12 protein-coding genes are annotated in these 14,129 nt (G+C 66.7%); 10 read left to right on the top strand and 2 right to left on the bottom strand.

What is annotated here, in order from left to right; translation table 11 throughout:
- The first annotated feature begins 165 nt into the window (after positions 1 to 165).
- On the top strand, positions 166 to 1,005 hold the full coding sequence (locus tag DOM32_RS01515; protein WP_157957000.1) for a 5'-nucleotidase, lipoprotein e(P4) family: 840 nt from the start codon (positions 166 to 168) through the stop codon (positions 1,003 to 1,005).
- Between the two features lie 52 nt (positions 1,006 to 1,057).
- Here DOM32_RS01515 and dprA read toward each other — a convergent pair whose 3' ends face one another.
- Positions 1,058 to 2,230 carry a DNA-processing protein DprA gene (gene dprA / locus DOM32_RS01510; protein WP_110630581.1) on the bottom strand — a complete coding sequence of 391 codons (1,173 nt, stop codon included), beginning with the start codon at positions 2,228 to 2,230 and terminating at the stop codon, positions 1,058 to 1,060.
- Between the two features lie 94 nt (positions 2,231 to 2,324).
- Complete coding sequence (locus DOM32_RS01505; RefSeq protein ID WP_110630579.1) at positions 2,325 to 3,485, bottom strand: LysM peptidoglycan-binding domain-containing protein; 1,161 nt, start codon at positions 3,483 to 3,485, stop codon at positions 2,325 to 2,327.
- A 188-nt stretch (positions 3,486 to 3,673) separates the two neighbouring features.
- Between DOM32_RS01505 and def the strand changes: the two genes are divergently transcribed.
- From def to DOM32_RS01460, 9 genes are all read left to right on the top strand, one after another.
- On the top strand, positions 3,674 to 4,180 hold the full coding sequence (gene def, locus DOM32_RS01500) for a peptide deformylase (RefSeq protein WP_071229932.1): 507 nt from the start codon (positions 3,674 to 3,676) through the stop codon (positions 4,178 to 4,180).
- Between the two features lie 135 nt (positions 4,181 to 4,315).
- Complete coding sequence (fmt, locus tag DOM32_RS01495; RefSeq protein WP_110630577.1) at positions 4,316 to 5,353, top strand: methionyl-tRNA formyltransferase; 1,038 nt, start codon at positions 4,316 to 4,318, stop codon at positions 5,351 to 5,353.
- The gene (rsmB, locus tag DOM32_RS01490; protein ID WP_110630575.1) at positions 5,350 to 6,678 is read left to right on the top strand and encodes a 16S rRNA (cytosine(967)-C(5))-methyltransferase RsmB; all 1,329 of its coding nucleotides are present in this window, start codon (positions 5,350 to 5,352) and stop codon (positions 6,676 to 6,678) included. Before fmt ends, rsmB begins: the two co-directional genes overlap by 4 nt.
- Positions 6,679 to 6,878: 200 nt before the next feature.
- Positions 6,879 to 7,574: a bifunctional nicotinamidase/pyrazinamidase gene (gene pncA, locus DOM32_RS01485; protein WP_244179761.1), complete on the top strand. Its 696-nt coding sequence runs from the start codon at positions 6,879 to 6,881 to the stop codon at positions 7,572 to 7,574.
- Positions 7,575 to 7,676: 102 nt separating this feature from the next.
- Positions 7,677 to 7,883 carry a dodecin gene (locus DOM32_RS01480; RefSeq protein WP_071229935.1) on the top strand — a complete coding sequence of 69 codons (207 nt, stop codon included), beginning with the start codon at positions 7,677 to 7,679 and terminating at the stop codon, positions 7,881 to 7,883.
- A 178-nt stretch (positions 7,884 to 8,061) separates the two neighbouring features.
- Positions 8,062 to 9,435 carry a Trk system potassium transporter TrkA gene (trkA, locus tag DOM32_RS01475; RefSeq protein WP_071229936.1) on the top strand — a complete coding sequence of 458 codons (1,374 nt, stop codon included), beginning with the start codon at positions 8,062 to 8,064 and terminating at the stop codon, positions 9,433 to 9,435.
- Between the two features lie 55 nt (positions 9,436 to 9,490).
- The gene (locus DOM32_RS01470) at positions 9,491 to 10,939 is read left to right on the top strand and encodes a TrkH family potassium uptake protein (RefSeq protein ID WP_110630572.1); all 1,449 of its coding nucleotides are present in this window, start codon (positions 9,491 to 9,493) and stop codon (positions 10,937 to 10,939) included.
- 244 nt (positions 10,940 to 11,183) lie between these two features.
- Entirely contained in the window at positions 11,184 to 12,428 is a 1,245-nt protein-coding gene (sstT, locus tag DOM32_RS01465) for a serine/threonine transporter SstT (RefSeq protein WP_110630571.1), read from the top strand.
- A 144-nt stretch (positions 12,429 to 12,572) separates the two neighbouring features.
- The gene (locus DOM32_RS01460; protein ID WP_110630570.1) at positions 12,573 to 13,787 is read left to right on the top strand and encodes a TraB/GumN family protein; all 1,215 of its coding nucleotides are present in this window, start codon (positions 12,573 to 12,575) and stop codon (positions 13,785 to 13,787) included.
- The last annotated feature ends 342 nt before the right edge of the window (positions 13,788 to 14,129 follow it).

The following is a 14,129-nucleotide window of genomic DNA, read 5'->3' as shown; positions in this document are numbered from 1 at the left end:
AAATTCTACCATGCCCGAACGACGCCCGGCCGTGCCTCAACGTCGCACCCCGCCCCGCACCCCGCCCCGCATCCGGCGTGGCGAGTGCGGCTAACGCCGGCCCGGTCGAGCCGTCCGGAATACATGCCAACAAGACGAAGCCAACAAGACGACGAGGAACCGACCATGCCCCGTTCACCGCTCTCTTTAACGCTGCTCTCGCTGACGCTGGCCGGCGGCCTCACTGCCTGTGCCCAGCAACCCGCGCAACCGCCAGCCCCGAAGGTCTCCCTCTCCGACGAACTGGTGATGGCAACGGTGTGGATGCAATCTTCCGGCGAATACGCCGCGCTCAGCCATCAGGCCTTCAACCTGGCCCGCATGAATCTGGATCGCGCCCTTTCCGCCCCCGGAACGAGCGGGCAGCGCCCACCGGCGATCGTCGTCGATGTCGATGAAACCGTGCTCGACAACTCGCCCTACGAAGCGTGGCTGATTGCCAACGACGAGAACTACGCCAGCGACAGCTGGCACCAGTGGGTGGAGAAGGCCAGCGCGATCCCGATGCCGGGCGCCAAGCCGTTCCTGGACTACGCGGCATCGCGCGGGGTCGAGATCTTCTACGTCACCAACCGCCGCGACAGCGAAGCCGAGGCAACGCTGCGCAATCTGCAGCGGGTCGGCTTCCCCGACGCTGACGACGAGCATCTGCTGCCGCGCAGCGATTCCAGTGACAAGACGCCACGGCGTCAGCGCGTATCGCAGTCGCACTGGGTCGTGCTGCTGATGGGCGACAACCTCGGCGACTTCTCCGCCGGCTTCGACCGCGATACCGCCGCCGCCCGCCGGGCCGCCGTCAACGCCCAGGCCAATGCCTTCGGCAGCCGCTACATCATGCTGCCCAATCCGGCCTATGGTTCCTGGGAAGAAGCGATCTACGGCGGCGACTGGAGCCTGAGCGACGAGGAGAAATCGCGGGCTCGCCGCAATCATCTGGAAGTGTGGGGAGGGCCGGCCGGCGAGTAGGCGCATCCGCGCCGCGTGGCGGCCCCGATCCCGGTAGAGATGACGCGGGGCATCAGCCCCCTCTTCTGACCCAACCGCCGGTGGTCTGGGCCGCCCAGCCGTCGAGCTCGAGTTCAAGCAGCCCCAGCTGTATGTCGGCCACCGACTGCCCGGTCAGTTCGACCAGCAGATCCACTGGCGTCGGCGCGTCGCTGAGCGCTGCCAGCAAGGGAGAGTCCGGGGCGGCAGGCGCGACGGCAAGCGATGGCGGGTTCGTCGCGATCCGTGGCGATGACGGCGAGAATTGGCTCGACTCGGTATGCGCCTTCGGAAGAACGTCAGACGCCGGCACCTGCCAGGCGGCAAGATCGTCGAGGATATCGTCGACATGGCGAACCAGCGCCGCCTCGCCCTGGCGGATCAAGCGCAGACAGCCCGTCGATTGCGGGTTGTGGATCGATCCCGGTATCGCGAAGACCTCCCGGTCCTGCTCCAGCGCCAGGCGCGCGCTGACCAGAGAACCGCTCTTCTCGGCCGCCTCCACTACCAGCACGCCCTGAGAGAGCCCCGTGATCAGACGATTGCGCCGCGGGAAGAAACGGGGATGGGCTCGGGTCGTGGGCGGATGCTCGGACAGCAGCAAGCCCTGCCCCGCCAGCAGCTCCCGGTACAGCGAGGCATGGCGCGGCGGGTAGATCACATCCACGCCACAGCCAAGCACGCCGATGGTGGCGCCGCCGGCCTGCAATGCGGCTCGCTGGGCGGCGCCATCGATGCCCAGGGCCATGCCGCTGGCGATGCAGAATCCTTTCGCGACGAAATCCCGGGCGAAACGCGTGGCGTTGTCCTGGCCTTCCCGCGTGGGTCGCCGGGTGCCGACGACCGCCATGGCGGGGCGATTCAGCACCTCGAGATCACCCTTGGCCCACAGCACCGTCGGCGGGTCCGGCAGTTGAGTCAGCAGGTCGGGCCATGCCGGATGTCCGGGATGGAGAAGATGATGGCGGGCATCGGCCCGCTCCCACTCGAGCGCGGCATCGACCGCCGGCGTAAGCGGGCTGCGCGCGGGATGGTCCAGCCACAGGCGCAGCGGCTGGGCCAGATTCACGGGTAGCGCCGCCAGCCACCCCTGGGGCCAGTGCAGATCGTCGCCCTCGCGCCAGCGGCGCAGCAGCGGTGCCAGTCTGGCCGGCCCCAGTCCCGGCAGGGCATCCAGTGCCAGCCAGTCGCGTAGTCCCGGCGTCATGATCCCCCCTCATCCACGGCGTGACCGACCGCTCGCCAGACGGCTTCCATCCACGACGCCCCGATCCACGACGCCCGGATCGGCGTGGTACCGATCAAGACGCACCTCCGCTGGCTACGACTTCTCGGAGATCGCTCGGCACCACGAGTCGATCGCCCACCGCCAGCGCCTGCGAGGCGCGCATCACCAGGGCGTAGCTGAGATGCTCGAAGACCCGGAACACCATCACGGCGCCGGCCTCGGTATCCGGCAATGTCACCCACTCGTCGCGAACATCGTCGCGCACGCGCTCGCCCTGACGCATCACCTGCAGCACATGGCCCGTCTCGAGCCCGTCGGCACGGCCGCGATCGATCGCCACGACATCATGGCGGCCGATGAAGCGCACACCGTCCGGCACGGAAAGAATGGTTGCCATGATCGGTGTTTCAGGCGCCCTCGGCTGGAACTGCGTCGCGATGCCGCCTTCGTCCAGCGCCAGCAGATAGTCGCCATTGCGAATCTCCTGTACTGCATCCAGCACCTTCAGCTCGCCGACACCATCGACGTTCCGCCGCACCCGCGCATGGCCGAGGCGATGCAGCTCCAGCCCCAGCGACCTCGTCTCCGAGCCCTGCCCTTCCGACTCGGACGACATGGGCGCACGGTAATCGCTGCCCGGCCGATAGATGCCCAGCGTGGTGCCCGCCGCCGGCAGCCGGCCATGGGCATAGAGCGTATCGCCAGCGCCGCTCAACAATCGCTGGGCCTGGCCGGCGACCACCGTTGGCGCATCGGCCAGCACGCCGGGGTCGACGATCTGATAGGACTCGAGGAAGACCCGGATGCGATCCAGCGGCAGGCTGGGCACCGCCTCCCGGGCCGGGGCGCGGCGTACGCTGGGAGAGAGCCGAACCGTCTCGCCACGCCCGCGCTCCAGGGCAAGATGCGGCGCGCCATCGGTCGCCACCAGCCGGATCACGTCCCCCGGATAAAGCTGCCGTGGCGAGGCCACCTGCGGGTTGCGCTGCCATAGCGCCTGCCACTGCCACGGCGAATCGAGAAAGCGCGCCGCGATGCTCCACAGCGTATCCCCCTCGCGAACCGTGTAGCTGGCCGGCGCATCCGCTTTCAGCGACAACGGCTCCTGAGCCGACAGCGCCCACACCGGGGTCGGCGAAGCGGCCAGCAGACCCAGGCCACCAACCAACAGCAGCCGTCCCGCCACAGCGCGACAACGGGAGCGGCACGCTCGCCAACCATCCAGACTGATCATTGCAGTTATCATCCCCAAGGGTGGGTCATCGACATCTTCCACTATAGATCGGCGCCGGCAGGACGGACTTGAGGGCCAGCCCCGACCATGGATCACGGCATGGCCTCGGCACAGCGGTTTCCCCGTCGGCGCTGGCGCTCTACAATAGGCAGATCACGTCACTCATGCCGATAGGCACGCAAACGAATATGGCCATCAGAACCATTCTCCAATATCCCGATCCGCGCCTTCGCACCAAGGCAGCGCCGGTCGCCCAGGTCGACGACGAGATCCGCACGCTGGTCGACGACATGCTGGAAACCATGTACGACGCTTCCGGTATCGGCCTGGCCGCCACGCAGATCGATGTCCACCAGCGCGTGATCGTCATGGATGTCAGCGACGATCGCAACAACCCGCTGGTCTTGATCAACCCGACCTACGAGCCGCTGGACGACGAACGCGAGCCGCTGCAGGAAGGCTGCCTGTCGATCCCCGACTACTACGCCGAGGTACCGCGGGCACTGCGCGTCCATCTCAAGGCGACCGATCGCGACGGCAACGCCTACGAGCTGGATGCCGACGGCCTGCTGGCCCACTGCATCCAGCACGAGTGCGATCATCTCGAAGGCGTGCTGTTCGTCGACTACCTGTCGCCGCTGAAGCGCGACCGGGTTCTCAAGAAGATGCAGAAGCGCCAGAAGCAGGACGCCTGATCGCCCGTCGCGTCATCCTCAGGCTTTCGAAGGCCGGCCGTCCTCGCGACGCCGGCCTTTCGTCATTGCTCTTCAGGGTTTATCCACTGCAGGCATCACTCATCCTCAGGCATTCACTCGTCAGGAACGTATCGAATGAGTCACCGTGTTGAAGGGCAGCCGCTGCGTATCGTCTTTGCCGGCACGCCGGATTTCGCGGCCGAGAGCCTCAAGGCCCTGCTCGCCTCCCGCCATCAGGTCGTCGGGGTCTACACGCAGCCGGACCGCCCCGCCGGCCGTGGCCGCAAGCTCACGCCCGGCCCGGTCAAGCGCCTGGCGCTCGAGCACGAACTGCCGGTGGAACAGCCGCTCAGCCTCAAGGACGAAGCGGCCCAGCGACGGCTGGCCGAATTCGATGCCGACATCATGATCGTCGTCGCCTACGGCCTGCTGCTGCCGCAGGCGGTGCTCGACACTCCCCGGCTGGGCTGCCTCAACGTGCACGCCTCGCTGCTGCCGCGCTGGCGCGGCGCGGCGCCGATCCAGCGCGCCATCGAGGCGGGCGACAGCGAAAGCGGCATCACCCTGATGCAGATGGATGCCGGTCTCGATACCGGCGACATGCTGCTGATCAAGCGCACCCCGATCGACGACACCACCACCGGCGGCGACCTGCATGACCGCCTCGCCGCGCTGGGCGGCGAAACCCTGGTCGAGGGCCTCGACGCGCTGGCCGCACAAGGCCTGACCGCCACGCCGCAACCGCAGGACGGCGTGACCTACGCCAGCAAGCTCTCCAAGCCCGAAGCGGAGCTGGACTTCCGCCAGCCGGCGACGGCGCTGTCGCGACGGATTCGCGCCTTCAACCCCTGGCCGGTGGCCTGGACGCGCCTCGACGGCGAGCCGCTGCGACTGTGGTTCGCGGTGGCGGAAGCCGAAGCCAGCGACAGAGACATCGAGCCAGGCACGCTGCTCGAACCCGCCGCGGACGCCCTGCGGATCGCCTGTGGCGAGAATGGCCGCGAGGTCCTGCGGGTGACGAAGCTGCAACTGCCCGGCGGCAAGCCGCTCGCGGCGCGCGACCTGCTCAACGCCAACCATCCCCGTCTCGGCCCTGGCCAATGTTTCGGTCGAAGTTCCGACCAGCGCCTCGGCCGCGCCGCCGACCAGCCCTCCAAGGAAACCGACCAATGAATCCTGGCGATACCCGCGCCTTTGCCGCGCAACGGCTGGTGCCGGTCCTGAACGGCAAGGGCTCGCTGTCGAGCCTGGACGCCGAGCTGGCCTCCAGCGCGATCAAGGAGCGCGACCGTGGCTTCGTCAAGGCGCTCTGCTTCGGTGTCTGCCGCGCGCATCCGCGCCTGGACGCGCTCGCCAGCCAACTGCTGCGCCAACCGATGAAACAGCGCGATACCGACATCCAGGCGCTGCTGCTCATCGGCCTGTACCAGATTCTGCACATGCGCGTGCCGCCTCATGCCGCCGTCAGCGAAACGGCGGGCGCCGCCCGCGCCCTCGGCAAGCCGTGGGCGACTCGCGTGCTCAACGGCTGCCTTCGTCGGTTCCAGCGCGAATCGGTGGCGTTGCAGGCCAAGGTCGATCGGGATGCGCCGGTGGCGCTGTGGCACCCAAACTGGCTGCTGCTCGAATTCCGCGATGCCTGGCCGGACGCCTGGCGGGCGATCTGCGAGGCCAACAACGAAGCCGGACCGATGACCCTGCGCGTCAATCGCCGCCACGCTTCCCGCGAGGCGTATCTGCAGCGTCTCGAAACGGCGGGGCTCGACGCCGCGCCCTGCCGCTTCGCCGAGGACGGCATTCAACTGGAAACGCCCTGCGACGTGACCCAGCTGCCCGGCTTCGCCGAGGGTGACGTCAGCGTTCAGGACGAGTCCGCCCAGCTCTGCGCCGACCTGCTGACGCCGGCGCTGGCGGACAAGGATCGCCAGCGGGTCCTCGACGCCTGCGCCGCCCCCGGCGGCAAGACGGCGCATCTGCTCGAGCGTTTCGAGGCGGACCTCACCGCGCTGGACGTCGATCCGACGCGCCTGCAGCGTGTCTCGTCGACTCTCCAGCGCCTCGGGCTGGAAGCCACGCTCCAGGCGGCCGATGCCAGCGACCCGGCCGCCGACGAAAGCTGGTGGGACGGCCAGCCGTTCGATGCCATTCTGCTCGACGCGCCCTGCTCCGGTACCGGGGTCATCCGGCGTCACCCGGACATCAAGCTCGCCCGCCGCCACAGCGACGTCGCCGAACTGGCCGCGCTGCAGGCACGCCTGCTCGACGCATTGTGGCCCAAGCTCGCGCCGGGCGGCACGTTGCTGTACGCCACCTGTTCGGTGCTGCCGGCGGAAAACAGCGCCCAGATCGAGGCGTTTCTCTCGCGCACGCCGGATGCCGTCGCCGACATGCCCGACGATCTCGACTGGGGCCAGGCGGCGGGCCACGGCCGGCAGTTGCTGCCCACCCCGGCCGGCCACGACGGCTTCTTTTACGCCCGCCTCCGCAAGCGCGCCTGAGCCGTTCTCTCGCATCGGCACCGTTCCGTTCCACCCGCCCTCCGGCCGTTCCGATGGCCAGGCCAGGCGGATGACCAGCCATACCGGGGCTACGCAACGCCCCGGTGTGCGGTCCGGACAGCCCGATGCCGGGCCGGCTTGCGACATTCCCGCCAGCCTTCGATACTGAGAGAGAATTCGCCATGCAGGAAGCGCCAGCCGTGCCTGACAACGACGTTCTCGATAACCCTGCCAGCCCCGAGACCCAGCCCGCCGGACTCGCCGTCGGCGGCGTCGCCCCGCATAGCGCCCTGATCGTCGTCGATGTCCAGCCGGACTTCATGCCGGGCGGTGCGCTGGCCTGTGCCAAGGGTGACGAGATCCTGCTGGGGCTCGAATGGCTGCTGGCGCAACATGCCTTCGCTCATGTCGTGGCGACGCAGGACTGGCATCCGCCGGGGCACGTCTCGTTCGCCTCCCGGCATCCGCCCCATCAGCCATTCGAGTCGATCGAGCTCTATGGTCACGCCCAGACGCTATGGCCCGATCACTGCATCCAGCGCACCGAGGGCGCGGCGCTGCATCCGGCGATCGACTGGTCCGCCTGCGACGCGATCATTCGCAAGGGCACCGATCCCGGCATCGATTCCTACAGCGCCTTTCGCAACAACATCGGCCCCGACGGCCATCGCCCTGCCACCGGGCTCGCGGGCTGGCTGCGCGATCGCCGCGTCACCGATGTCTACGTCTGCGGGCTGGCGCGGGATGTCTGCGTACTGTGGACTGCCGAAGACGCCGTCGCCGCCGGCTTCAACACCCATTTCCTCTGGCCGCTGACGCGGCCGGTCACGTTCGAGACGGACGACGATACCCGCCAGCGCCTTTCGTCGCTGGGCATCGCCATCGTCGATGCCTGAGCCGACGGCGCGCCTGAATCGTCTTTCTTTTCCAGGCCCCAGGGAGCCCAGGGGCTTTCAGTCGTCGGCAACCGCCGGCGCTTTCAACCAAGGAGCTTTACCATGAGCGACCACGTCTACAAGCAGATCGAACTCACCGGTTCCTCGACCACCAGCATCGAGGATGCCGTCCAGAATGCGCTGACCAAGGCCAGCAAGACCCTGCACGGCATGCGCTGGTTCGAGGTCACCGAAACCCGCGGCCATCTGGAAGACAACAAGCTTTCCCACTGGCAGGTGACCATCAAGGTCGGCGTCACGCTGGATTGAATGACGCTGCACTGGATACGACTCGGGGCCGCCGGCGCGATGTCGCCCGCGGCCCTGTCATTCGGTCGTCCACCTCGTTATGCTACGCGCTGATTTCGGCGCCCGGCGGGTTTCGCCCCGGTTTTCCGGCGCCGGGTAAACTGGCAGGCGGTACGCCGTATTTCCGTGATGGTTTGGCATGAAAATTATTATTCTGGGTGCCGGTCAGGTCGGCGGCACGTTGGCCGAACATCTGGCCAATGAAGAGAACGACATCACGGTCGTGGATATCAACGAGGAGCGGCTGCGCGAATTGCAGAACCGTCTCGACATCCGGACGGTGATCGGTACCGCGTCCTACCCCAACATTCTGCGTCAGGCCGGCGGCGAAGACGCCGACATGCTGATCGCGGTGACCAGTTCCGACGAGATCAACATGGTCGCCTGCCAGGTCGCGCATACGCTGTTCCGCACGCCGACCAAGATCGGCCGCGTGCGCTCGACGGCTTACCTGACGCGCAAGAGCCTGTTCTCCAACGACGCCATTCCGGTGGACGTGCTGATCAGCCCGGAGCAGGTGGTGACAGACCATATCCGCCGTCTGATCGAATACCCCGGCGCGCTGCAGGTGCTCGACTTCGCCGGCGGCCTGGCCCAGCTGGTGGCGGTCAAGGCCTACTACGGCGGCCCGCTGGTGGGGCAGGAACTCGGCTTTCTGCGGCGCCACATGCCTGACATCGATACCCGCGTGGCGGCGATCTACCGCCGCGACCGGCCGATCATTCCCACCGGCGACACCGTCATCGAAGCGGACGACGAGGTCTTCTTCATCGCCGCGCGGCGCGATATCCGCACCGTGATGGGCGAGCTGCGCAAGGTCGACCGCGACTTCCGCCGCGTGCTGATCGCCGGGGGCGGCAACATCGGCGAGCGCCTGGCGGAAACGCTGGAACACAAGCACCAGGTCAAGATCATCGAGCATGATCTCGGCCGCTGCGGCACCCTCTCCGAAAAGCTCGACCGCACCGTGGTCCTGCACGGCAGCGCCACCAGCAAGCGGCTGATGCTCGAGGAGAACATCGAGGATTGCGACATCTACTGCGCGCTGACCAACGACGACGAGGTCAACATCATGTCGTCGATGCTGGCCAAGCGCCTCGGCGCCAAGAAGGTGCTGACGCTGATCAACAATGCCGCCTACGTGGATCTGGTCCAGGGCGGCGAGATCGATATCGCCATCTCGCCGCAGCAGACCACCATCGGCAGCCTGCTCACCCACGTGCGCCGAGGCGATATCGTCAACGTGCATTCGCTGCGTCGCGGCGCGGCGGAGGCGATCGAAGCCATCGCCCACGGTGACAAGCGCTCCTCTCGCGTGGTCGGCCGCACCATCGGCGAAGTCGACCTGCCCAGCGGGACCAGTATCGGCGCCATCGTACGGGGCAAGGAGGTCCTGATCGCTCATGACGACGTCATGATCGAGACCGGCGACCACCTGATCCTGTTCGTGATCGACAAGCGCCGCATTCGCGATGTCGAGCGGCTATTCCAAGTCGGCCTGACCTTTTTCTGATGTTCGACACCTTCGGCACAGCCCGCCCGCGTTGGCCGGTAGGGAGCGAGTTTCCGTGAGCCTGCTGGTCATTCTTCGCATCGTCGGCCTGCTGCTGATGCTGTTCAGCCTGACCATGGTACCGCCCATGGTCATCGCCCGGATCTACCACGATGGCAACTGGTATGCCTTCGGCGCCGGCATGGCGATCTCGATCGTCACTGGCGCGCTGCTCTACTGGCCCAACCGGAAGGCCAAGCGCGAGCTGCGCACCCGCGACGGTTTCCTCATCACGGTGCTGTTCTGGAGCGTTCTCGGACTGTTCGGGACGATTCCCTTCATGGTCTCCGAAGCGCCGTCGATGTCGTTCACCGATGCGGTGTTCGAGTCGTTTTCCGGGCTCACCACGACCGGGGCGACCGTTCTCAGCGGCATCGATCACCTGCCGGCGTCGATTCGCTTCTACCGCCAGCAGCTCCAGTGGCTGGGCGGGATGGGGATCGTCGTGCTCGCGGTGGCGATTCTGCCGACGCTGGGCATCGGCGGCATGCAGCTCTATCGGACCGAGATCCCCGGCCCGCTGAAGGACTCCAAGCTGACGCCGCGAATCACCGAGACGGCCAAGGCGCTGTGGTACATCTACGTGATCCTGACCGTGGGGTGCGCGCTGGCCTACTGGGCGGCCGGCATGAACTGGTTCGATGCCATCGGCCACAGCTTCGCCACCGTGGCCGTCGGCGGGTTCTCCACCTACGACGCCAGCATCGGCCACTTCGACAGCACCACCATCGAGATGATCTGCGTGTTCTTCATGACCGTCTCCTCGGTCAGCTTCGGCCTGCACTTCGCGGTGTGGCGCGAGCGGCGCCTGCTGCAGTACATCCGCGATCCGGAATTTCGCTTCTTCGTGACCTTCCTGGGCCTGCTGATCGCCATCACCGTCATCACGTTATTCGCCACCGGCACCTATCACGATGCCACCGGCATCCGCCACGGGCTGTTCGAGGCGGTCTCGGTGGCGACCACCTCGGGCTTCAGCGTGGCCGACTTCACGCTGTGGCCCGGCGTGTTGCCGATCTTGCTGTTCATGGCGGCTTTCGTCGGCGCCTGTTCGGGGTCCGCGGGCGGTGGCATGAAGGTGATTCGTATCCTGCTGATCCTGAAACAGGGTATTCGCGAGATTCACCGCCTGATCCACCCCAACGCCGTGTTCGCCGTCAAGGTCGGCAAGATGCGCATTTCCGAGGGGGTCGCCGAAGCCGTGTGGGGATTCTTCTCTGTCTACATGATGCTGTTTGTGGTGATGCTGCTGGCCCTGCTCGCCACCGGGCTCGATCAGGTGACGGCGTGGTCGGCGATCGGCTCGGCACTCAACAACCTGGGCCCGGGGCTCGGTGATGTCTCGACCGATTACGGCGACATCCCCAGTGCCGCCAAATGGATCCTGGTGCTGGCGATGATGCTGGGGCGCCTCGAGATCTTCACCATTCTGGTACTGTTCACGCCGGCCTTCTGGCGTCGCTGAGCGGCCGGCGCTCACTCCCCTCTTCTCGAATCCATTTCCCCGCTTCTCGAATCCATCGTTTCCCCGAAATCCATCGTTTTTTCACCACCAATCCGCTGCCGCGCTGGTCGATGCCACCAGGGATCGCGCGCCGGGCAGGGTTTCCGGCGAGTGTCGCGCCGGCAGCGATGATAGAATGCCGCCCTTCGTGGCTACGCTGCCATCCCATCTCGGTATCCTCAAGCAAGAGTCATAAGAGAGAGTCATGTCCGCCAGTTCCGACACCCGAACCGCTTCCTCGCGCCTGCCTCGCATCGGGCTCATTCCTCAGATCCTGATCGGCATCGTGGCGGGCCTGGTCCTGGCCTCGCTGGCGCCGTCGACCGCCGCGTCGTTCGCCATTCTGGGCGATCTCTTCATCGGCGCGCTCAAGGCGGTCGCGCCGATTCTGGTGTTCGTGCTGGTAATGGCGGCCATCGCCAGCCATCAGCGCGGCCAGCCGACCCAGGTGCGCGGGGTGCTGATGCTCTATCTGATCGGCACGCTGGTCGCTGCACTGGTCGCCGTGACGGCGAGTTTTCTCTTTCCGACCTCGCTGATCATCGACGCTCCCAGAGCCGATGGCACGCCGCCGACCGGCATTGCCGAGATCCTGCGCAACCTGGCCATGAGCGCGGTGGACAATCCGGTCCATGCGCTGATCGAGGCCAATTTCATCGGCATCCTGGCCTGGGCGGTAGGGCTCGGGCTGCTGCTGCGTAACGCCAGCGACACCACGCGCCGGGCGCTGGCCGACGTGTCGGATGCGATCTCCGGGCTGGTGCGCTGGGTGATTCGCCTCGCCCCGCTGGGCATCTTCGGGCTGGTCGCCAACACCTTCGCCTCGACCGGCATGAGCGCCCTGGCGGATTACGCCCAACTGCTGGCAGTGCTGCTCGGCTGCATGGTCTTCGTGGCGCTGGTGACCAACCCCCTGATCGTGTTCCTCTACACGCGCCGCAACCCCTATCCGCTGGTCTTCGCCTGCCTGCGCGGCAGTGCCATCACCGCGTTTTTCACCCGCAGCAGCGCGGCGAACATTCCGGTCAACATGGCGCTGTGCGAACGGCTCGACCTGCATCCGGACACCTACTCCGTCTCGATCCCGCTGGGCGCCACGATCAACATGTCCGGCGCGGCGATCACCATCACGGTGATGACGCTGGCTGCCGCCAACACCCTGGGCATCGGCGTGGACTTCGCCACGGCGTTCCTGCTGTGCATCGTCTCGGCACTGGCGGCGTGCGGCGTTTCCGGCGTGGCCGGCGGCTCCCTGCTGCTGATCCCGATGGCCGCCAGCCTGTTCGGCATCTCGGCGGACGTCGCCATGCAGGTCGTCGCGATCGGCTTCGTCATCAGCGTGATTCAGGACTCCACCGAGACCGCGCTCAACTCCTCCACCGACGTGCTGTTTACCGCCGCGGCCTGCCGTTCGCCCCGCGCCCGGGCACGCCTCGCCGGGAGCGATTGACCGGCAACCGGGCCAGCGCCGCCATCACCGAGCCGTTTTCGGTGTCCGCGATGGGTTTTCCGTGCCCACGGCTTGGAATTGGCGGCGTGACGTGCAATATGGGACGACTATCCTTCAGTCCTTTCAGTCTTGGAACGCCCCTAGATGTCTGACACCGCCGCCGGACCTCGCGAGACCGCCGAGCTCGCCGATCACCACCTGACGCTTCTGGGCACCGCCCACGTTTCCCAGGCCAGCGCCGACGAGGTTCGCGAACTGATTCGCTCCGGCGAATTCGACGCCGTCGCGATCGAACTCTGCACCTCCCGCCACCAGAGCCTGGTCCAGCCCAACGCCATGGCCAAGCTCGATCTGTTTCAGGTGCTCAAGCAGGGCAAGGCGGGCATGGTCGCCGCCAGCCTCGCGCTGGGCGCCTTCCAGCAGCGCGTGGCCGAACAGTCCGGGATCGAACCCGGCGCGGAAATGCGCACGGCGGTCAAGGAGACCCAGCGGGCGGGGCTGCCGCTCTACCTGATCGACCGCGAGATCGGCGTCACCCTCAAGCGCATCTACCAGAACGTGCCCTGGTACAAGCGCTTCAGCCTGATCTCCGGGCTGCTGGGCAGCGTGCTGTCGCGGCAGAAAGTCTCCAGCGAGGAGATCGAGAAACTCAAGCAGGGCGACGTGCTCGAATCCACCTTCGCCGAGTTCGCCGAACAGTCCCAGACGCTTTACGAACCCTTGATTACCGAGCGCGACCGCTACATGGCGCTCAAGCTGATCGAGGAACTGCCCGACGGCGAATCGAAGCGCGTGCTGGTGGTGATCGGCGCCGGCCATCTCAAGGGCATGAAGGATCACCTCGAGACCCTGAATCGCCATCCGCCGGCGCTGGATGCCGTGATCCAGGAACGCGCCAATCTGGAGTCGACCGCGCCCCGTTCGCGCTGGTGGAAAGCGATTCCCTGGGTGATCGTCGCGCTGGTGCTGACCGGCTTCGCCATCGGCTTCAGCCGCGATACCTCCCTCGGCTGGTCGCTGGTGGGCGAATGGGTGCTGATCAACGGCAGCTTCTCCGCCCTGGGCGCGCTGATCGCGCTGGGCCACCCGCTGACGATCGCCGCAGCCTTCGTCGGCGCGCCGCTGACCTCGCTCAACCCGACGATCGGCGTCGGCTTCGTGACCGCCGGGGTCGAGCTCTACCTGCGCCGCCCCACCGTCGGCGACTTCTCGCGGCTACGCAGCGACGTCAGCCACTGGCGCGGCTGGTGGCGCAACCGGGTCGCCCGTACGCTGCTGGTCTTCCTGCTCTCGAGCCTCGGCTCCGCCATCGCGACCTGGGTCGCCGGGCTGCGCATCGCCGGGCAGCTGTTCGGCTAGATCGAGTCGATCTCCCACCGACAGCGGACACTTGAAACCCGCTCCGGCATCTCCATATAGCGCTCGAGACCGGCAACCACGCCGGTTTCGGGCCTTATCGGTTTTTTGGCGGATTCGCTTTCACGAATTTTTGCATCGACCGCTTGAAAACGGATTCGACGGCCCTATTTAACATAATGTCGAGCGGGCAACTCAGGACGGCATCGTCGATGCGCCACTCCCCTCGACGGCAGATGCCGCCAAGCGGGTCTGCGTAGACCACGGAAATACCGCCATACCCCGCCGAGCGGGAGAAAGCGCAAGGCGTACATGTAATGACGTATTTCCGGACTTCGCTGTCAA

The organism is Salinicola salarius (assembly GCF_003206135.1).
Taxonomy (GTDB): domain Bacteria; phylum Pseudomonadota; class Gammaproteobacteria; order Pseudomonadales; family Halomonadaceae; genus Salinicola; species Salinicola salarius.
The sequence above is the reverse complement of the archived record's forward strand: the minus strand, read 5'-3'. Positions and strand labels throughout refer to the sequence as shown.

Coding starts and splice junctions, on each gene's coding strand:
- DOM32_RS01515 (WP_157957000.1), top strand. CDS start 166: ATGCCCCGTTCACCGCTCTCTTTAACGCTGCTCTCGCTGACGCTGGCC.
- dprA (WP_110630581.1), bottom strand. CDS start 2,230: ATGACGCCGGGACTACGCGACTGGCTGGCACTGGATGCCCTGCCGGGA.
- DOM32_RS01505 (WP_110630579.1), bottom strand. CDS start 3,485: ATGATCAGTCTGGATGGTTGGCGAGCGTGCCGCTCCCGTTGTCGCGCT.
- def (WP_071229932.1), top strand. CDS start 3,674: ATGGCCATCAGAACCATTCTCCAATATCCCGATCCGCGCCTTCGCACC.
- fmt (WP_110630577.1), top strand. CDS start 4,316: ATGAGTCACCGTGTTGAAGGGCAGCCGCTGCGTATCGTCTTTGCCGGC.
- rsmB (WP_110630575.1), top strand. CDS start 5,350: ATGAATCCTGGCGATACCCGCGCCTTTGCCGCGCAACGGCTGGTGCCG.
- DOM32_RS01480 (WP_071229935.1), top strand. CDS start 7,677: ATGAGCGACCACGTCTACAAGCAGATCGAACTCACCGGTTCCTCGACC.
- trkA (WP_071229936.1), top strand. CDS start 8,062: ATGAAAATTATTATTCTGGGTGCCGGTCAGGTCGGCGGCACGTTGGCC.
- sstT (WP_110630571.1), top strand. CDS start 11,184: ATGTCCGCCAGTTCCGACACCCGAACCGCTTCCTCGCGCCTGCCTCGC.
- DOM32_RS01460 (WP_110630570.1), top strand. CDS start 12,573: ATGTCTGACACCGCCGCCGGACCTCGCGAGACCGCCGAGCTCGCCGAT.